11 protein-coding genes are annotated in these 20,345 nt (G+C 58.4%); 6 read left to right on the forward strand and 5 right to left on the reverse strand.

All coding sequences use genetic code 11. The features are described from left to right. Positions 1 to 499: 499 nt before the first annotated feature. On the forward strand, positions 500 to 1,885 hold the full coding sequence (locus LGH74_RS14510) for an FAD-dependent oxidoreductase (protein WP_226176771.1): 1,386 nt from the start codon (positions 500 to 502) through the stop codon (positions 1,883 to 1,885). A 36-nt stretch (positions 1,886 to 1,921) separates the two neighbouring features. On the opposite strand, the gene LGH74_RS14515 is transcribed toward LGH74_RS14510, so the two are convergent. Then, positions 1,922 to 2,419 (reverse strand): hypothetical protein, encoded by a 498-nt coding sequence (locus LGH74_RS14515; RefSeq protein WP_226176772.1) that lies wholly within the window; start codon positions 2,417 to 2,419, stop codon positions 1,922 to 1,924. A 276-nt stretch (positions 2,420 to 2,695) separates the two neighbouring features. On the opposite strand from LGH74_RS14515, the gene LGH74_RS25120 reads away from it, so the two are divergent. The 3 genes from LGH74_RS25120 to LGH74_RS14530 all read left to right on the forward strand — a co-directional run bounded on the left by LGH74_RS25120 (position 2,696) and on the right by LGH74_RS14530 (position 11,746). Further along, positions 2,696 to 5,344, forward strand: a complete 2,649-nt coding sequence (locus LGH74_RS25120; protein WP_226176773.1) for a T9SS type A sorting domain-containing protein — start codon at positions 2,696 to 2,698, stop codon at positions 5,342 to 5,344. Positions 5,345 to 5,608: 264 nt separating this feature from the next. Then, positions 5,609 to 8,521, forward strand: coding sequence for a T9SS type A sorting domain-containing protein (locus LGH74_RS14525; RefSeq protein WP_226176774.1), 2,913 nt, complete (start codon positions 5,609 to 5,611; stop codon positions 8,519 to 8,521). A gap of 240 nt (positions 8,522 to 8,761) precedes the next feature. Further along, entirely contained in the window at positions 8,762 to 11,746 is a 2,985-nt protein-coding gene (locus tag LGH74_RS14530) for a T9SS type A sorting domain-containing protein (RefSeq protein WP_226176775.1), read from the forward strand. A gap of 79 nt (positions 11,747 to 11,825) precedes the next feature. Here the strand turns inward: LGH74_RS14530 and rpoN are convergent, their stop codons facing one another. Next, positions 11,826 to 13,403: an RNA polymerase factor sigma-54 gene (gene rpoN / locus LGH74_RS14535; protein ID WP_226176777.1), complete on the reverse strand. Its 1,578-nt coding sequence runs from the start codon at positions 13,401 to 13,403 to the stop codon at positions 11,826 to 11,828. A gap of 241 nt (positions 13,404 to 13,644) precedes the next feature. Between rpoN and asnS the strand changes: the two genes are divergently transcribed. Further along, positions 13,645 to 15,048, forward strand: a complete 1,404-nt coding sequence (gene asnS / locus LGH74_RS14540; RefSeq protein WP_226176779.1) for an asparagine--tRNA ligase — start codon at positions 13,645 to 13,647, stop codon at positions 15,046 to 15,048. An 82-nt stretch (positions 15,049 to 15,130) separates the two neighbouring features. Here the strand turns inward: asnS and LGH74_RS14545 are convergent, their stop codons facing one another. The 3 genes from LGH74_RS14545 to LGH74_RS14555 all read right to left on the reverse strand — a co-directional run bounded on the left by LGH74_RS14545 (position 15,131) and on the right by LGH74_RS14555 (position 17,082). Further along, positions 15,131 to 15,388, reverse strand: a complete 258-nt coding sequence (locus LGH74_RS14545) for a hypothetical protein (RefSeq protein WP_226176780.1) — start codon at positions 15,386 to 15,388, stop codon at positions 15,131 to 15,133. A 58-nt stretch (positions 15,389 to 15,446) separates the two neighbouring features. Continuing rightward, entirely contained in the window at positions 15,447 to 16,502 is a 1,056-nt protein-coding gene (locus LGH74_RS14550) for a hypothetical protein (protein WP_226176781.1), read from the reverse strand. A 121-nt stretch (positions 16,503 to 16,623) separates the two neighbouring features. Beyond that, positions 16,624 to 17,082 (reverse strand): hypothetical protein, encoded by a 459-nt coding sequence (locus LGH74_RS14555; RefSeq protein ID WP_226176782.1) that lies wholly within the window; start codon positions 17,080 to 17,082, stop codon positions 16,624 to 16,626. A gap of 284 nt (positions 17,083 to 17,366) precedes the next feature. Here LGH74_RS14555 and uvrA point away from each other — a divergent pair, with 284 nt between their 5' ends. Beyond that, positions 17,367 to 20,291 carry an excinuclease ABC subunit UvrA gene (gene uvrA / locus LGH74_RS14560; RefSeq protein ID WP_226176783.1) on the forward strand — a complete coding sequence of 975 codons (2,925 nt, stop codon included), beginning with the start codon at positions 17,367 to 17,369 and terminating at the stop codon, positions 20,289 to 20,291. The last annotated feature ends 54 nt before the right edge of the window (positions 20,292 to 20,345 follow it).

Raw genomic sequence — 20,345 nt, forward strand, 5'->3', positions numbered from 1 at the left:
ATGCAGCAGTAATTCTGGCAAAAATAAAGTAGTTATGCCGAACATCCAAATTACAAGCTGCTGACTATCATAATATTGGTTGTCGCTGTAAATTGTATTATTCAAATTTTTTAGCTCTTGAATAACTATGGAATGCTTGGCTGGAAGTAAAAATTATTCAACTTCTGAACAAGCCCTCCTCAGCGTAGCCCACTGACCCGCAATGCACTACTGGGCCCATTGCATACACTGGCGCTACGGTGGAGGACGAAGCAACGCGTTTGGTTTGTCATCCTTCCAGCTTCCACCTACCCAAATAGACCCATGCACCGATATTTACGGTGGTAAAGCCTTGATTGACAGCGCAAGATATGGCAGCGTGCCAACGCCTTTTTTAAGTTTCCGTCCAACCTTACCCCAATACCCGTTGAAGGCGGATAATTTCCTGCCCAATCAACACGCGGAAAGACTTAACTTTCGCCATAGCTCTTCTGCATTCCGTTCCTGTTCTCCGCCCCATATGCCCACACAGTCCTCCTCGCTGCCTGCTTCCGATTCTTCCGCTCCGCTTACCGTTATGGGGGCCGGCCTGGTTGGCTCCCTCTTATCGTTGTTTCTGGCTCGCCGGGGCCACTCGGTGGAGGTGTTTGAGCGCCGGGCTGATATGCGGCAGGGCGGGGCCGTTGAAGGCCGCTCCATCAATCTGGCCCTATCTGACCGGGGCTGGCGCGCCCTGGAAGCAGTGGGTATCGGCGACGAAATTCGCCAGGTCGCCATTCCGATGTACCGGCGCGTGATGCACGACGCGCAGGGCAACCTTAGTCACCAGCCCTACGGTCAGGATAATCAGGCCATTTACTCCGTGTCGCGGGCTGGGCTGAACCGCACGCTGCTCACCTTGGCTGAGGCGGACCCACGGGTTACGCTTCATTTCAACCAGCAGCTGGCCGGCCTCGATATGCGGGCCCGGCAGCTGGAACTGCGCGACACTACTACGGGGCAGGAGCGGCAGCAGCCTTTCCGGCGGCTGTTCGGTACCGACGGCGCATTTTCGGCCGTGCGTAGCGCCCTGCAGAAAACGGAGCGGTACAATTATTCGCAGAGCTACCTCGAATATGGCTATAAGGAGCTGAACATTGAGCCTGGCCCCAACGGCGAGTGGCTGCTAGAGAAGAATGCCCTGCACATCTGGCCCCGCGGTCAGTACATGATGATTGCACTGCCCAACCTGGACGGCTCGTTCAACTGCACGCTGTTTTTTCCCTACGAAGGCAAGCATTCCTTTGCCGCCCTCCAGACTCCGGCGCAGGTACAGGCATTTTTCGAAGAGGTATTTCCGGATATTGTGCCGCTGATGCCCGAGCTGACCGACGAGTATTTCCGCAACCCGACGGGCTCTCTGGTCACCATCCGCTGCTTTCCCTGGGCCTTCGACGACGATGTGCTGCTGCTCGGCGACGCTTCCCATGCCATCGTGCCTTTCTACGGACAGGGCATGAATGCAGGCTTTGAAGACTGCACAGTGCTCGACCAGCTCATGGAGCGGCTCGGCGACGACTGGCACGCCATTTTCACCGAATTTCAGCAGCAGCGCAAGCCCAACGCCGACGCCATTGCCGATCTGGCCGTGTACAACTTCGAGGAGATGCGCGACCGGGTCGGCGACCCGCGCTTTCTGCTCCAGAAAAAGATTGAAAGCCGGATTGCGGCGCAGTTTCCCGGCAAATGGATGCCGCTCTACTCGCAGGTCACTTTCTCGCACACGCCCTACGCCGAGGCCTGGGCCAGCGGGCAGTTGCAGGAGCGCATCATGCGCCGATTAATGTCCCATATCCAAACCGAAGCCGACTACGACCAGCCCGAGGTGCAGGCGCTGGTGCAGCAGGAAATGGCGCAGCGCGGCTAGGCTGTGGCTTGCTTACTAGGGCCGGCGTAAATTGCGTCAGGAGTTCAGCCATAGCCCGATGCTGAAGCCAAAAACCAGCCCGACGCCCAGGCAAAGGCCGGCCCAGGCCTCACCGGGCGTGTGCGCGTCCAGCGCCAGGCGGGCACTGAGTACGCTGCCAGCCAGCAGCACCATGCTTACCAGGCCCCATATGGTAGCAGCAGTAGGGCCCGTGAGGTGAAACAGCAGCAACAGGCCCAGCGCCCCACCCACGCCTACCCCATGCGCGCTTATTTTCCAGCGTAGGGAGAGCAGAAAGGTGATAAATACGGCCAGCGTCATGCCAGTCATGATCTGGCTGAGCAGCGCGTCAAAAATAGTGGGCTGGTAGAGCACCACAGCTGCCACCCCAAAGCTGAAAGCCGCCAACAGCAGGGGTAAGGGCCGTTGGGCCCGCTCGCGCAGCAGCAAGGAATTGACGTGACCAAACCAGTACAAAGCCCCGGTTCCCAACGAAGGAAGCAGGAACGTAAACGCAAAAACAATTGCCAGCACTATCCAGCGGTCAGGCAGTGCGGGCAGCCATATTGTACCCGGTAACTGATAACATATCATATAAAATAGATACGAAGGCACCAATAAAGGATGAAATATACCCGATAAAGTATTGGCTATCAGCTTATTCAAGTATTAATGTAAAATTAATGTGAGGAGTCATAGAACGTCAAAACTACCAAAAGCATTATATTTATTCCTCGCTAAGACTTTGTTAAGTCTCGGAAAATCACTCAGTAACACACCTCCCTTTTGTTCTATTTTACTCTCTAACTGGTGAAATCAACTCCTACACGCACCCGTCAGTGGTGGGCACTTCTACTGCTAGGCGTCATTGCCGCTTTCGGCGGTAGCCTGTTTTTCTGGCAGAACAACGGCCGCCCGGCTTCTCTTCAAACCCTCGAACAACGCCTGGAAGGCGAAGAAGAGGGAGAGGAGGAAGAAAATGAAGACCGACCCGACCTCGCCCTTGAGCAAGACATTGAGCGGACGCTGGACCCGGCGCTTGGCACGGTACCGCGCGAGCGGCTGCTGGTAGCCCAAGAATATGCGCAACAACTGCTGGCTGAGCGGCCCAACCGTCGCTTGCCCGTAGGCAGCCTTACCCAGACGACGTGGGTAGAGCGCGGCCCCAGCAACATTGGTGGCCGGGTTCGGGCCATGGTCGTGGACCCCACCGATGCTACCGGTAATACCGTGTGGATCGGAGCCGCTGGTGGTGGCCTCTGGAAAACCACGAATGGCACTACTGCCGCACCAACTTGGGTTAGCATTGATAACTTCTTCTCTAACCTGGCCGTGACGGCCGTTGCCTTTAACCCCAGCAACCCCAACATCATGTACTTCGGTACAGGTGAGGGGTATTACAACGCCGATGCCGTGCGCGGTCTGGGTATCTGGAAATCGGTAGACCACGGTGTAACCTGGACGCAGCTGGCCAGCACCGCTCGCAGCACTACTTACCAGTACATCCTGAAGCTGGCCGTGCACCCCGTGACCGGGGACGTATATGCCGCTACGCGTGGTGGACTGATGCGTAGCACCAACGGCGGTAATTCCTGGGAAAAGGTTCTGGGTGCTAGTGCCGGTGCTGTTACGGACCGGGCCGGTGATATTGAAATCGGAGCCGATAACACCCTGTATGTGAGTATGGGCATTCAGAGCGGCGACGGTATCTACCGCTCCACTACGGGCAATGCCGGTAGCTGGACCAACCTGAACACGCTTGCCAACTCGGGCCTGCCCACTAACGGCTACGAGCGGATTGAACTGGCTTGCGCCCCCAGCGACCCGACCCGCGTGTATGCCATGTTCCAGAGCACTAGTGATGCCCTGCTGGACATCTACCGCTCCAGCGACGGAGGCACTACCTGGACAGCAATGACCAAGCCCCGTTGGGAAAACTCGGATGACTTTACCCGTGGCCAGGCCTGGTACGATTTGTCGATTGCCGTTTCGCCCAGCAATGCCAACCAGCTCTATATTGGTGGCGTCGACCTTTTCCGCACCTTCGATGCTAGTGCTACCCCAGTAGTCTGGAACCAGACCTCTTTCTGGAGCATCAGCAAACTGAACTCCCGCTATGTACATGCCGACCAGCACACGGTTGCTTTTGCGTCCAATGATGGCAGCAAGGCTTATTTCGGCTGCGACGGTGGCGTTTTCCTGACCAGCAATGCTTTCGCGACAACCAGCCCGAACTTTACCAACTGCAACAACGGCCTGAACATCACCCAATTCTACGCGGTAGCCCTGCACCCCACCGACCCCAACTACTTCTTGGCCGGTGCCCAGGACAACGGTACCCAGAAGTTTACGACGGCCGGTATGAATAGCACGTCCGAAGCCTCGGGCGGCGACGGTGCTTTCTGCTTCGTTGATGAAGACCAGCCCCAGTTCCAGTTCACCTCCTACGTGTACAGCAACTACTACCGTTCGAGCAACAACGGTGGCACATTCCCGCGGGTTGTCAGCAACAACGCTGGCTCGTTTATCAACCCCACCGATTACGACAGCAAGGGCAATACCATGTATGCCGCTGCTGCCGCTGGTAGCCTCTTTATGTGGCCCAATGCCACTACGGCTAACGTTACGACAACGCTGACGCTGCCGACTACGGCCGGTACCGTAACGCACGTAACCGCATCGAAAAACCAGGATAACCGGGTGTTTGTGGGTACCAACAGCGGCCGGGTATTCCGCATCGACAACACGCTAGCGGTTGCGCCGGCTACGCCTACCATCACGGAAATCCGGGCAGGTCAAGGCTCCGTTTCGTGTGTGGCCCCCGAAGACGGCAACGACAACCATCTGCTGGTAACGTATTCTAACTATGGCGTAACCAGCGTGTGGGAAACCCTGGATGCCGGTGCTACGTGGCGTTCTATCGAGGGTAACCTGCCCGATATGCCGGTGCGCTGGGTCGTTCTGGACCCCGACAACAACCGCCGTGCCCTGCTCGCTACCGAGCTCGGTGTGTGGAGCTCCGACAACCTGGGCGCTACCGATGTAGCCTGGGAGCCAGCCAGCCTGGGCATGGCCAACGTACGGGTAGATATGCTGCGGATGCGCAAATCGAACAAGCAAGTGGTGGCGGCTACCCACGGCCGTGGCCTCTACACGACGGATGTGTTTGTGCCATTGGCTAACAAAGGTGCTGCTGCAGTCAACAACAAGTTTATCAGCAGCGTATATCCAAACCCTTTCGTGCAGAACCTGAACGTGGAACTGAGCCAGCCCGCTACCAGCGGTGCTACCGTAACCCTGACCGATATGCAGGGCCGGACAGTGTTTAAAACTCAGGTGAAGAGTGCCGACCGTTTGTTGAAGCTCAATACGCCAAGCGGCCTGAGTGCCGGTGTTTACACTCTCACAGTGCGCGACGCCAAGCAAACCGCCACCCGCCAGGTGGTAGTGCAACGGTAGTATTTGCCGAGAAATAACCTATTGAAAAGGGAGCCCCGCAAGGAGCTCCCTTTTTATTTGCTGCTCCATTGAGGAGTTGATTCGAGGTGCCCAAAAAAGAGCGGTATAATCGGCTGTTGCTAAAGAAAATGCTTGCTGATGCGTTAGGGATATCAGAAATTGGATTATATATTTGCCAAGTACAATATTCAATCGGTTTAATCCCAACGCTTGAAAACAATTTTACGCTCCCTAAGCGGCATACAGTGGGTATGCGCTGGTTTATTGACTTTAGGAGTTGCTACAGGCAGCTACGAGTGGCAGCAACAATCGTCCTCGAAACGACCGGTACCGCACGGGCTACGCCCCGAGTCGGAAGAAGAAGAGGATGACGAGGAAAAGCGCCCTGACCGCCCTGACCTGGCCCAGGCTCAGGAAGCGGCTCTGACCCGCGACCCAGCTACCGGCACAATACCGCGCGAGCGGCTGCTGATAGCCCAGCAACAGATTGAGCAGATGCTGGAAGCCCGCGCCAGCCAGCGGGCTATTGGCAGCAGCCTGAGCACTGCCAACTGGACGGAGAAAGGCCCCAGCAACATTGGCGGCCGGGTACGGGCTATCATGGTCGACCCCAGCGACGCTACCGGCAACAAGGTGTGGGCCGGCTCGGTAGGCGGCGGCCTCTGGAAATCCAATAACGCGGCGGCTACCACACCCACTTGGACGAAAGTAAACGACACGTTTACCAACCTAGCCGTCACGACGATTGCCTATGACCCCACCAACCCCGATATCATGTATTTCGGCACCGGGGAAGGCTTTGGTAATGCCGACAATATCCGGGGTCTGGGCATCTGGAAATCGACGGACCACGGCGCAACTTGGAACCAGCTCAGCAGCACCAACAACGTCAACCAGTATTACTACATCAACCGGCTGGCGGTGGATAAGAATGGCTGGGTGTATGCGGCCACCAACACCGGCGGCCTGCGGCGTAGCAAAGACCAGGGTGCTACCTGGACTCAGGTGCTTACGAACAGCAGCATTTCGGACGTCGACGTGAATCCTACGAACGGTACCGTATATGCTACCTCTGGCAACTTCACCACGGGCGGTGGCATTTTTCGCTCGGCTTCCGGTGACTTGAATTCCTTCATTAACCTGCGCAGCATGGCCGGCTCGGGCCTGCCTACCACCAACGTGTATTACCGGGTTGAACTAGCCATAGCACCCAGCGACCCTACCCGGCTATACGCGCTGTACTGCGGCACCGACTACACGCTCTACGGCATTTACCGCACTTCTGACGGGGGCAACACCTGGCAGTCGTTGCCTGAGCCCGACGATGCGGATACCGGCATTGCCGCCTCCGATTTCACCCGGGGGCAGGGCTGGTACGACTTGTCCATCGGCGTTTCGCCTACTGACCCCAACACCGTATTTATCGGCGGTATCGACATCTTCAAAACCTCCAACGGCGGGGCTGCCACTGCCAGCAGTGTAGTATGGCAGCAAACAACGCACTGGTACGGAGGCTTCGGCTTTCAGAACGTGCACGCCGACCAGCACGCCGTGGCCTTTGCCCCGGGCTCGGGCTCGATAGTCTACTTTGGCAATGACGGGGGGGTAGCCCGCAGCCTGAACGCTACGGCTACAATTCCGACCATCACCCACATCAATACCAACTTCAACGTCACGCAGTTTTACGCGGTAGCGGTGCACCCCACCGATTACAGTTACTTCCTAGCCGGGGCGCAGGACAATGGCACCCAGCAGTTTCGCAGCTCTACCGGCACCCAGACCCGCGACGTAAACGGCGGCGACGGTGCCTTCTGCGCCATCGACGAAGAAACGCCCGATATTCAGTTTGCTACTTACGTGTACAGCAACGTGTATCGCTCCAGAACCAAGGGTGATGACTTCTTTCCGGACATCATCGAAGAAAACGACAACGCCGGCTCATTCATTAACCCGCTGGAGTACGACAGCCGCAAAAACCGGCTCTATTACAACTACGGCACTGCGGCCAGCCCTTCGCAGCTGCGCCGGGTCAGCAATGCTACTGGCACGCCCCGCACGCTGGCTACCATCGTGCTGCCCAGCGGCTCGGGCACCGTCACCCACATTGCCATATCCCCCAACGTTACCAACCGCGTGTATGTGGGCACCAGTATAGGCCGCGTCATCCGGATCGACAGCGCGGCCACTACGCCTACCTTTACCACGCTGTATACCAGCGGCACCAGTGTTTCTGTTTCCGGCATTGCCATAGAGCGGAGCATTGCCAGCCCCGAGCCCGACCAGCATATGCTGACCACTTTCTCCAACTACGGAACTACCAGCGTACTGCAAACTACCAACGGTGGAACCAACTGGGCTTCAGCCGAAGGCAACCTGCCCGATATGCCAGTGCGTTGGGTGCTTTTCGACCCCACGGGCGGCAAGCGCGCTATGATTGCCACCGAGCTGGGAGTGTGGACTACCGACGACCTGACAGCCACGTCGGTGGTCTGGCAGCCGGCCAACACCAACTTTGCCAATGTACGCGTGGATATGCTGCGGCTGCGCAAAACCGACAAAACAGTAGTAGCTGCCACGCACGGTCGGGGCCTGTTTACCTCCAACGTCTTTATCGTCAATCCGCTGCCGGTACAGTTGGCCAGTTTCACGGGCCAGGCTACCGACCAGGGTGTGGCCTTGCGCTGGAAAACGGCTTCGGAGCTAAATGCCAGCCGCTTCGAAATAGAGCGGGCCGCCAAGGGGGCTCCTTTCCAGGTGCTGGGCAGCAAGGCTGCCGCGGGCAACAGCACTACCGCCCGTAGCTATGCTTACCTCGACGAAAACGCCGCCGCCGGTACCTACGCCTACCGCCTGCACCAGATTGACGTCGACGGTTCAGCGGCTTACTCACCCGTGGTAACCGTGACGGTGAAACCCAGTGCGGCCCCTCTGCTCAGCAGCGTATATCCGAATCCTTTTGTGCAAGACCTAACCGTGATGCTGGGGCAGGTGGCCGCTTACGATGCTACCGTAATCTTGACCGACATGCAGGGGCGCGTGGTGCATCGGGCTAAAGCCACTCCGAATAGCCGCCTGATACAGCTGCATACGCCCGCCCGCCTCAGTGCTGGGGCTTATCTACTAACGGTGCAGAGCGGCGAACAAAAAGCAACGCGTCAGGTGATAATCAAGCCCTGATAACTACCGTATAGCACTTTGCATAGAGCGGCATCCACAAAAGGATGCCGCTCTTTTTTATAATGATTGGTAGTATTTGCTTTGGTATATGGCTAGAAGGATATTAGAAAATGTGAAATAATCAACTCGATTTAATACCGGATATTTAATAGAATATATAAATAAGTTGAATTTTATCAATAAAGTTGTTGCCGTAGATTTGTTGTTGGCCGTTTCTGCTCACACTTATTTGCACTCCTTTTGAAAACTTTTACCTCTTTCTTGCGTCGCTGGCAGTGGGCGGCGCTCAGTGCCTTACTGCTGATAGCTGCCGTCAGTTACTATCTGCCCCAGCGGCTATCCGACTTCTCAGCAGCTGTTGAGCGCGAAGAAGAGGACGAAGACCGCCGCGACCGGCCCGATCTGGCCCTGTTGCAGGAAATAAACCGCACCCGCGACCCTGCTACCGGCACGGTGCCCCGCGAACGGCTGCTGGTAGCCCGTCACCGGGCCGATGAGTTGTTGGCACGGCAGGCTTCGCAGCGGGCCTCAACCGGCACGCTGGCCTCGGCTACCTGGACTGAAAAAGGCCCCAGCAATGTGGCTGGCCGCATCCGGGCCATCCTCATCGACCCCGCCGATGCTTCCGGCAACACGGTGTGGGTAGGCTCGGTGGCCGGTGGCCTCTGGAAAAGCACCAACGCTACCACCGCCACGCCCACCTGGGTAAGCGTAGACGGCTTTATGGCCAACCTGGCCATTACCTCGCTAGCCTATGACCCCACCAACCCAGACATTATGTACATGGGTACCGGTGAGGGTTTCTACAATGCCGACGCCGTGCGGGGCCTGGGTATCTGGAAATCGACGGACCACGGCGCTACCTGGAGCCAGCTGGCCAGCACTGCCCCGCCCACCAGCTCCGATTTCTACCGCGTGCAACGGCTGGCCGTGCAACAGGGCACCGGCTACGTGTTTGCCGCTACCCGCACGGGCCTGTTTCGCAGCAAGGATAAAGGCGCAACCTGGGCCGCCGTGCTCCAGCCAGCTGGCATTCGGATGGCCGACGTGAAAATCAGTGCCAACGGGACGATTTTCGTGGGCGCGGGTATTTTCCAAACTGGTGGTATTTACCGCTCTACCGACAACGGCGACACCTGGACCAACCTCAACACGCTGGCGGGCTCGGGCCTGCCGACTACGGGCTACAGCCGCATCGAGCTGGCTTGCGCGCCCAGCGACGCCAACCGCGTGTATGCTATTGTTACTACCACGGCCGACGTGTTGATGAACATCTATATGTCGAAAGACGGCGGCGCTACCTGGGGCACGATTCGGAAGCCCGGCGGTAGCTCGGCCGACTTCACCAGCGGCCAGGGCTGGTACGCACTGGCTATTGGCGTGTCGCCCACGAGTCCTAACACGCTGTATGTGGGCGGCCTGGACCTGTGGATAACCAACAACGCCGATGCTGCCCAAACCAGCAACCCCAATTCCGGGGCTACCTGGACGCAGACCTCGATCTGGTCGACGGCCAAAACCAATACCAATTACGTGCATGCCGACCACCACGCCATTGCCTGGGTACCGGCCACGACGGGTACGGCCACCAAGGCCTTTTTCGTCAGCGACGGGGGCGTAGCATACTCGTCTAATGCCAATGCTACAGCCCCAACGTATGGACAGCGGAACAATGGCTTGAACATCACGCAGTTTTACGCCGTGGCAGTGCACCCCAGCGACGTCAACTACTTCCTGGCCGGGGCCCAGGACAACGGTACGCAGCGCTATACCACAGCCGGTGGCCAGGTTACGACCGAGGCTACCGGCGGCGACGGTGCATTCTGCTTTATCGACCAGAACGAGCCGCAGTTCCAGTTTACGGCCTACGTGTATGCCCAGTACCGGCGCTCTTCTACCGGTGGGGCGGCAGGGTCGTATACTAACCTCAACATCAGCGCCGCCAACGGGCAGTTCATTAACCCTAGCGACTATGACAGCCGCAGCAACACGCTTTACGGCGGCTGGTCGGTCGACCGGTTTTTCCGGCTAACCAACGCCACCACGGCGGCAGCTACGGCAGCTACCAACGTGTTGCTGGCTACCGGCGCCGGTATGGTCACGCACGTTACGGTGTCGCCGAACAACCAGGACCGCCTGTTTGTGGGTACCGAGCCCGACTTTGCCGGCGGTACTTCCACCCAGGGCCACCTCTACCGCGTCGACAATGCAGCTTCGGCTACCCCCATCGTAACGCTGCTTTACACGGCTCCGGCCGGTCTGTCGGTTTCGAGTGTAGCTGTTGAAACCGGCAACGATGCGCACCTGCTGCTCACGATGTCGAACTTCAGCGCCACGGAAGCCAAAGTGCTGGAAACCACGGAAGGCACCAACACGGGCAGCGCCACGGTAGCCGCCGCCACCTGGACCAAGCGCCAAGGCGACCTGCCCGATATGCCGGTGCGCTGGGCCGTATTCGACCCTACTAACAACAAGCGCGCCCTGCTAGCCACCGAACTGGGCATCTGGAGCACCGACGACCTCTCGGCCACTAGCCCCGCCTGGAAACCCTCGAGCACCGGCCTGGCCAACGTGCGTGTGGATATGCTACGTATTCGCGCCTCCGACCAGCAGGTGGTAGCTGCTACGCACGGCCGGGGGCTGTTCGTGTCGGATGTGCTGAAAGACCAGCCGCTGCCGGTGGAGCTTACCAGCTTTACGGGCAAAGTAGCCGAGGCGGGCGTGGCCCTGCGCTGGCAGACGGCCTCCGAGAAAAACGCGCTGCGCTTCGACGTGGAGCGGGCTGCTAAAGACCAGGCCTTCCAACCACTGGCTAAAGTAGCGGCGGCCGGCACGTCTACCATTGCGCACAACTACGCCTACACCGATGCCACCACCGGCAGCGGCCTATACTACTACCGCCTACGCCAGGTAGACATTGATGGAACGGTTTCTTACTCGCCGGTTGTCACGGTGCAGGTGACACCCACCTCCGCTCCGCTGCTTACCGGCGCCTACCCCAACCCGTTTGGCAATGAGCTAACCCTGCAACTGCGGGAGCCTGTGCGCGGCGACATCCTCGTCACCCTGACCGATATGCAGGGCCGCACGGTGTATTCGCACAAAACTCAAAGCACCAGCCGGCAGGTGCCGGTAGCGGTGCCGGCTACGGTGGCAGCCGGCAGCTACGTGCTGACAGTGCGCGCCGAAGGCCAGAAGGCAACCCGCCGCGTAATGCACCGCTAAGCTGGTTTGCTTCACTACAAAAAACGCCGCCGGACTTGCTTCCGGCGGCGTTTTTCATTTGATTGATAATTGTACTGAATTACAGCTCTTTGCGTAGGCGGGCCACCGGAATGTTCAGCTGCTCGCGGTACTTGGCCACGGTGCGGCGGGCAATGTTGTAGCCGCGGGCATTGAGCATTTTCTCCAGCTTGTCGTCGCTGAGCGGGCGGCCTTTGCTTTCGCCCTCAATGATTTCCTTCAGAATGTGCTTCACCTCGCGGGAACTGGCATCCTCGCCCGAATCGGTGGCAATGCCTTCGGAGAAAAAGTACTTCAGCGGGTAAATACCGAACTCCGTCTGCACCGATTTAGAGTTTGCTACCCGGCTCACGGTACTGATATCCATGCCGATTTCGGTGGCTATGTCCTTCAGAATCATGGGGCGCAGCTTGCTTTCGTCGCCTTCCAGGAAGAAGTCGTGCTGGTAGCGTACAATGGAGTCCATGGTGCGTAGCAGGGTTTGCTGGCGCTGCTTGATGGCATCGATAAACCACTTGGCCGAGTCGAGCTTCTGCTTCACGAAGGTTACAGCCTCCTTCATCTTCTTGTCCTTCTTGGCGGCCTTGTCGTAGGTCTGGAACATCTCGGTGTAGGCCGGGGCTACCCGCAGGTCGGGCGCGTTGCGCGAATTCAGCGTGAGGTTGAATACGCCGTTGTCGTTGCTCAGAATAAAGTCGGGGATGATGTACTGCACTTTGCCCATGCCCACCGGACCCGTACCGCCGGGCTTAGGGTTGAGCTTCAGAATCAAGGCAATAGCCTCCTTGAGCTCGTCTTCTTCCAGGTCCAGCTTCTGCTGAATGCGCTGGTAGTGCTTCTTGGTAAACTCATCGAACGTGTCGTGCAGAATCCGCTCGGCGTGCTCGGTTACCTCATCCTGGTGGCGGCGCTCCAGCTGCAGCAGCAGGCATTCCTGCAGGTCGCGGGCGGCAATACCGGCCGGGTCGAAGCTCTGCACCAGGTGCAGCACCCCCTCGATTTCGGCCTCATCGGCCTCAATGTTCTGCGAGAAGGCCAGGTCGTTGGCAATGGCCGACAGGTCGCGGCGGATGTAGCCGTCGCCGTCGATGGAGCCGATAAGCTGGCGGCCAATGGCTTCCTGCTTTTCGTCGAGGTCGGCAAAGCCCAGCTGGTCGAGCAGGGAGTCGGTGAGGGAAGCACCGGTGTCGGCCAGGGGCATTTCCCGGTCGTCTTCGGGCTCGCCGGGGCCGTCGCCCTGCATTTTGTAGCCGGCTATTTCGTCGTCGTTGAGGTAGTCGCCCAGGTCGAGTTCGTCGTTGTCCTTGGTTTCGGCAGGCTCGTCTTTGGTGGGTATTTCTATTTCGGGCTGCTCTTCGCTGCCGCTGTCGAAGTCCTCGTCCAGGGTATTATCGTCGCTGTCGAATTCGGAATCGGGGTCGTCGTAGTCGTCGGAATCTTCCGCATCGTCGTCGCGCTCCTGGTCTTCCAGCTCGTCATCGGTGTTTTCGTCGCCTTCTTCCAGGGCCGGGTTTACTTCCAGCTCTTCCTTGATGCGCGCCTCCAGCTCGGCCGTCGGAATCTGGAGCAGCTTAATGAACTGTATCTGTTGGGGAGACAACTTCTGCGAGAGAAGCTGCTTCATGTCAAGTCTTTGCATACTCTGGAAAGCGTGTAGCCCTACGGTGAAAAGCCTGCGGGGCTCTCTTCAAATATAGACCTTTCTGTACTCGTCTTTGATCAAAAAAGTTGAGCCGGGCGGCCCACATCATTTTGGCAAAGCAACGCTGCGGCCCCCGATTCACAAAACAAACGAAGCTAAACCGCTAAACTGATTTCTGCGCCCCGCAAAAGTCCTACCTTTGCCGACTTATAGTTTTAAATCCCGAAAGCTGAGTCCGATGTCTGTCAGAAGGTCGAGTGTGCAGGAGCTGCTCCAGAGCCAGGAGCTGGAGCGTGAAGTAGTTGTGAAAGGCTGGGTGCGCACCCGCCGCGGCAATAAGTACGTGCAGTTTATTGCCGTCAACGACGGTTCCGGCTTCAATTCCATTCAGGTAGTAGCCGACGCCGAGAAGTTTCCCGAAGAAAAGCTTAAGGCCGACGGCGTCGAAAACGGCGCGGCTGTGATGGTGCGTGGTAAGCTGGTGGCTTCGCAGGGCAAAGGCCAGAGCGTGGAAATCCAGGCCTCGGAAATCACCGTCTACGGCAAGGCCGACACCGAAACCTACCCGCTCCAGAAGAAAGGCCACTCGCTCGAATTCCTGCGCGAAATTGCCCACCTGCGTCCCCGCACCAACACGTTTGGCGCGGTGCTACGCATCCGGCACGCCATGGCCTTCGCCGTGCACCAGTTCTTCAACGACCGGGGCTTTTTCTACGTGCACACGCCCATCGTTACGGGCTCCGATGCCGAAGGCGCCGGCCAGATGTTCCGTGTCACGACGCTGCCCGACCAGAATCCGCCTTTGACAGAGGATAAGTCGGGGGTAGACTACAAGCAGGACTTCTTCGGCAAGCAAACCAACCTGACCGTGTCGGGGCAGCTCGAAGGCGAAGTAACGGCCATGGCGCTGGGCAAGGTCTACACGTTCGGCCCCACATTCCGGGCCGAGAATTCCAACACGGCCCGCCACCTAGCCGAGTTCTGGATGATTGAGCCCGAAGTGGCTTTCAACGACCTTGCCGACAACATGGATCTGGCTGAGGATTTCCTCCGCTACCTGGTGCGCTACGCTCTGGAGAAATGCCAGGACGACCTCAAGTTCCTCAACGAGCAGTACGACAAGGAGCTGCTGAACCGGTTGCAGTTTGTGGTCGACAACGACTTCCAGCGCCTGAACTACACCGAGGCGGTGGAAATCCTGAAAACGGCCAAGCAGAAGTTCGAATTCCCCGTGGACTGGGGCACCGACCTGCAGAGCGAGCATGAGCGCTACCTCGTAGAAAAGCACTTCAAGAAGCCCGTTATCCTGACCAACTACCCCAAGGATATCAAGGCCTTCTACATGAAGCTCAACGACGACGACAAAACCGTGCGGGCCATGGACGTGCTGTTTCCCGGTATCGGCGAAATCATCGGCGGCTCGGAGCGCGAGGAAAGCCTGGAGAAACTCACCAAGCGCATGGCCGAAATGAATGTGCCCGAGCACGACCTGTGGTGGTACCTAGAGCTGCGCAAGTACGGCACCGCGCCCCACGCCGGCTTCGGGCTGGGCTTCGAGCGCCTCATCCTGTTCGTGACCGGCATGAGCAATATTCGCGACGTAATTCCCTTCCCACGCTTCCCCAAGAGCGCCGAGTTTTAGGAAAGGAAAATCTGAATCTATAACATTACAGAAAGCAAAAAAGGCGACTAGTACAGGTCGCCTTTTTTGCTTTTGCTGCTCACTAGCAGTAATTCCGCAGTTCCTTGTCATCCACGGCTACCAGCGCATCTAGGCGCAGCTCGAAGCCGTCTTCCAGGCGCAGGTACTCTACTTTGTCGGTGATGAACAAGTCGGTGATGATGCCGGTGTAGGTGCTTGGCGGCGTGTCGGGCTCGGTGCGGTAGGTGAGCGTGCATACCTGGCGGGTAGTGGCGCGGGCTTCCAGCTCGTCGTAGAAGCTGCAGCTGATGGGCTGGTAATCGGGTTTGGTGGCGGGCATCGGTGTGGGACTTGGTGGAGTGTACTGAATACGTAGCCGTCCGCTGGTCAGGTCGATTTTAGGCGGGCTTTTCTGCCTGATTGGCTGGCGTGCCTAGTAGCTGCCGTAGCGGCCCGAACAGCGGGTGTCGGTCCAGAATCAGGGCTACGGCTACGGCTACGATGGGCGCGGCCAGCAGCAGCATCCGGCTCATTTCGCCCGAGAGCAGCATGTGGGCCAGCACGGCCGCCAGCCCCAACAGCGTGGGGCCCGCCGGCAGCAGCGGCAGCCACCGCCCAATGGCCGCTCGCCCGCCCCAGAAGCCAGCCAGCAGTACCCCGTTGAAGAGCCCAAATACGCCGCTGCAGATAACCAACCCGTGCGGGGAAAGCAGCCAGCCTAGGTTGCTGACCACGTTGCGGCCGTGCTCTAAAGCATTGGCCAGGCTGCCGGTAGCAGCGGGTGGCACCTGTGCATCGATGGCCGCGTGCAGAGCAAGCACCAGCCCGGCCGCGCCCACTATGGTCAGCAGCCGCTGCCAGAGCGGCACGAAGCGGCCGTACAGCAGCGCCACGGGCAAAAACAGGATAAAGGATTCTTTCAGTGCCGGGCCCAGCACCACTACGGCCAGCAGCAGCAAACCAGATTGGGTACGTAGCGCATAATACAGCAACACCACGGCCAGCACCACGGCGCTATCTACGAGCACCAAACCAGAAATGTAGCTGGCCACGCCGCTGCACAGTATAGCGGCCATACCTATCAGGGCCGGGCCAGCCGCCGTGCCGTAGGCCCGCGCCGTGCGGTACAGAAACAAGCCGGCCAGCGCCATTACTAGCACATTCAGCAGGAAAAAGCTACTCCCGATGGGTGGCTTACCTGAAGCGGATATCAAGGATGTAACGCCATTGAGCAGGTAGGCCAGAGTACCCGCGGCTAAAGGCAAAATTACCCGGTAGCGGTGCGTCACGGGTACGTCGAAATTGCCCTGAGCCATGCGCAGGTAGCTTTGCTCGTCGATAGTATAGGCCGCCGGGTGGTTGACCAGCACCAAGTAGGCATTACTCCAGAGCAAGGCCAGGGCCAGCAGAAATACAAGCAGCAGCGACTGGCGCCGCACCGACCAACGAGACATAAGCACCGTTAAATACCACTGAACTACCCGGTAATGTTACGCGAGATACCGCACATTCCGGCACAAAAAAGCCTCTTCTGCCAAGAAGAGGCTTTTAAGCTAAGCAGCAGCAAAGAGGAACTTAGTGTTTGCCCTTTCCTTTGCCATTCCCATTTCCGTGGCCTTTGCCATTGTTGCCCTCGTAAGCTGGAGCACCAATGATAACGCCTTGGTTGCCGCGCATTTTCTTGGCCTGGCCGGGAGGCATACCGTGCGGGTGACCCTTATACTTGGTACGGTATTCCTCGATGCGCACCCAGGGTTGAGCACCCACGTAATCAACGACTACCGGGTGAAACGTGCGTGGGTCGCGGCCCGAGTTGGCTACCCGGCCCCAGCGGCCGTCACGCAATAGTACGTATTGCCGGTCGCGCACGTCGTAATAGCCGTCTACTTCCGGAATGTAGTAGTACTGCGTGTTCTGGCCTACGGCCGGGCCCCAGGACGGCGGCACTACGTTGATATTGACCTGAGCCTGGGCCGTAGTAGTGTGCAGCGTGAGGGCAAACAGGCCGGCGGCGGCTATTTTGAGCAGTTTCATAAGTTCGGTGGGAGTGAAGTGAGTGAAAACGAGGAACGCAAAAACCGGGTAACGCAAATACGAAGCCAAGGCTTTACTGTTCAGCCCGGCGGCCGGGAACGGAATAATTTATTTCCGGTGGGACAATCCCGAGGCGTGTGCTGTTGTACCTCCTCCGCCGGACATTCACCTACCGGGAATTCCCCCAGCCTGCCAGCCGCTAAAACCACTGGCAAATAAGCTATTCGGGGTAGCCAAAGGGCCGCGTTTTACGTACCTTTGCGGACTTATTCGATTCGCTTTGCATGGCTAAGAAAACGACTGCTTCCCGTTCTGCTGCTACTTCTACCGCCGTTCTGGCCGCCCCACCCGCCCCACCCGAGCGGGCCGCCGATGTGGAAGCGCCCTTTATTGAGGTGTATGGTGCCCGGGAGCACAATCTGAAAAACGTATCGGTCAAGATTCCGCGCGGGCAACTGGTGGTGTTCACCGGCATTTCGGGCTCGGGCAAGTCGTCGTTGGCTTTCGATACAATTTATGCCGAAGGCCAGCGGCGCTACATGGAAACCTTCTCGGCCTACGCCCGCTCCTTTATGGGCGGCCTGGAGCGGCCCGATGTGGACAAGATTGAAGGACTGTCGCCGGTAATTAGCATCGAGCAGAAAACCACCTCGCGCAACCCCCGCTCCACGGTGGGTACCATCACCGAGATTTACGACTTCCTGCGCCTGCTCTACGCCCGCACCGCCGAGGCCTTCAGCTATGCCACCGGCGCCAAGATGATCCGGCAGAGCGACGAGCAGATCATCAACTACATCCTCAAGCACTTCGCCGACAAGAAGCTGGTGGTGCTGGCCCCCGTGGTGAAAGGCCGCAAAGGCCACTACCGGGAGCTGTTCCAGCAGATTGCCAAGCTGGGCTTCACCAAGGTACGCGTCGATGGCGAGCTGCTCGACATTACGGCCAAGATGCAGGTGGACCGCTACAAAATCCACGACATCGAAATCGTTATCGACCGGCTGAAGGCTACCAAGGAAGACCGGTTTCGGCTGTCGGGCTCGGTGCAGAACTCCCTGACCCACGGCAAGGGCACCATGCTGGTCTTGGATTCGGACTCGGGCAAGACGCAGTTTTTCTCGCGCTTCCTGATGGACCCCACCACCGGTATTGCCTACGACGACCCGGCCCCCAATACCTTCTCGTTCAACTCGCCCTACGGCGCCTGCCCCACCTGCAACGGCCTGGGCGAGGTGCAGGAGATTACCGAGGAAAGTGTGATGCCCGACAAGAAGCTGAGCATCAGCCGCGGCGGCATTGCACCCCTGGGCGAGTACCGCGACATCTGGATTTTCCAGCAGCTCAGCACCATCCTCAAGCGCCACAAAGCCAGCCTCTCCACGGCCCTCGATAAGCTGCCGGCCGAGTTGCTCGAAAAGCTGCTCTACGGCATCGAGGAAGAGGAAGGCGCCGACCCCAAAAAGGCCGGTTACGTCGAGCCTTTCGAAGGTATCATTCCGTTTCTGCGTCGGCAGATGGACTCCGATTCAGAAAGCATCCGCAGCTGGATTCAGGAATACACCCAGGCCAAGGAATGCCCCGAGTGCCACGGCTACCGCCTCAAAAAGGAGTCGTTGCACTTCAAGATTGCCGATAAAAACATCGGGGAGTTGTCGGTAATGGATATTGCCCAGCTGGCCCAGTGGTTTGAGGGCCTCGAAAGCCGCATTACCGACCGCCAAAACCTGATTGCCCGCGAGCTGCTCAAGGAAATCCGCAAGCGCATCGGCTTTTTGCTGGAAGTCGGCCTCGAATACCTGAGTCTGCACCGCTCGGTGCGCACGCTCAGTGGCGGCGAGTCGCAGCGCATTCGCCTTGCCACCCAGATTGGTACCCAGCTCGTGGGGGTGCTCTACATCATGGATGAGCCCAGCATCGGGCTGCACCAGCGCGACAACGAGCGGCTCATCAAAGCCCTGCAGCACCTGCGCGACATCGGCAACTCGGTGATTGTGGTGGAGCACGACAAGGACATGATTATGAATGCCGACTACGTGCTCGACATTGGTCCGGGCGCGGGTATTCACGGCGGCCACATTGTGGCCGAGGGCTCCCCGCGGGATATTTTCCAGTCGGGCAGCCTCACCTCGCAGTACCTGAGTGGCGAAAAGCACATTGAGCTGCGCCGCCAGAAACGCAAGGGCGACGGGGGCCAGCTGGTGCTGAAAGGCGCTACCGGCCACAACCTCAAAAACGTGACGGCCAAGTTTCCTCTGGGCAAGCTCGTGGCCGTAACGGGCGTGTCGGGCTCGGGCAAGTCCAGCCTGATTCACGACACACTCTACCCGATTCTCAACCAGTTCTTCTTCAACTCCAAAAAGGACCCGCTGCCTTACCAGAGCATCGAAGGTCTGGAGCTGATTGATAAAGTGATTGAAGTAGACCAGTCGCCGATTGGGCGCACGCCGCGCTCCAACCCGGCCACGTACACGGGCGTCTTCACCGAAATCAGGAGCCTGTTTGCCTCGCTGCCGGAAGCCAAAATCCGGGGCTACGGGCCGGGCCGCTTCTCCTTCAACGTGAAGGGCGGACGGTGCGAAACCTGCGAGGGCGCCGGTATGCGCACTATCGAAATGAACTTCCTGCCCGACGTACACGTGCCCTGCGAAACCTGCAAAGGCCGCCGCTACAACCGCGAAACGCTTGAAGTGCGCTTCAAAGGCAAGAGCATCACCGACGTGCTCGACATGACGGTGGAAAAGGCCGTGGAGTACTTCGAAAACCAGCCCCGCATCATTCGCAAGATTCAGGTATTGAATGAGGTGGGACTGGGCTACCTCACGTTGGGTCAGCAGGCTACGACGTTGTCGGGTGGTGAGGCCCAGCGGGTGAAGCTGGCCACCGAGCTGGGCAAAAAGGATACCGGCAAGACGTTCTACATCCTCGACGAGCCCACCACCGGCCTGCACTTCGAAGATATCAACCACCTCTCCGATGTGCTCCAGAAGCTCGTCGACAAGGGCAACACGGTGCTCATCATCGAGCACAACCTGGACCTGATCAAAGTAGCCGACCACATCATCGACCTGGGTCCCGAAGGCGGCGGGGGTGGTGGTACCATCGTGGCCCAGGGCACGCCCGAGCAGGTAGCTAAAGTGAAGAAAGGCCACACCGCCCGTTTCTTGGCCGAGGAGCTGAAAATCAGCAAGTACGCCGACGAGAAAGTGAAATAGCTGAGTTATACACTCAACAACAAGGCCCCGCTTACGATTCGTAAGCGGGGCCTT

It is taken from the genome of Hymenobacter lucidus, assembly GCF_020447265.1.
Taxonomy (GTDB): domain Bacteria; phylum Bacteroidota; class Bacteroidia; order Cytophagales; family Hymenobacteraceae; genus Hymenobacter; species Hymenobacter lucidus.

Excerpts from the sequence above, each read along its gene's own strand:
- rpoN (WP_226176777.1), bottom strand. The coding sequence starts at position 13,403 with ATGCAAAGACTTGACATGAAGCAGCTTCTCTCGCAGAAGTTGTCTCCC.
- uvrA (WP_226176783.1), top strand. The coding sequence starts at position 17,367 with ATGGCTAAGAAAACGACTGCTTCCCGTTCTGCTGCTACTTCTACCGCC.
- LGH74_RS14545 (WP_226176780.1), bottom strand. The coding sequence starts at position 15,388 with ATGCCCGCCACCAAACCCGATTACCAGCCCATCAGCTGCAGCTTCTAC.
- LGH74_RS14555 (WP_226176782.1), bottom strand. The coding sequence starts at position 17,082 with ATGAAACTGCTCAAAATAGCCGCCGCCGGCCTGTTTGCCCTCACGCTG.
- LGH74_RS14510 (WP_226176771.1), top strand. The coding sequence starts at position 500 with ATGCCCACACAGTCCTCCTCGCTGCCTGCTTCCGATTCTTCCGCTCCG.
- LGH74_RS14550 (WP_226176781.1), bottom strand. The coding sequence starts at position 16,502 with ATGTCTCGTTGGTCGGTGCGGCGCCAGTCGCTGCTGCTTGTATTTCTG.
- asnS (WP_226176779.1), top strand. The coding sequence starts at position 13,645 with ATGTCTGTCAGAAGGTCGAGTGTGCAGGAGCTGCTCCAGAGCCAGGAG.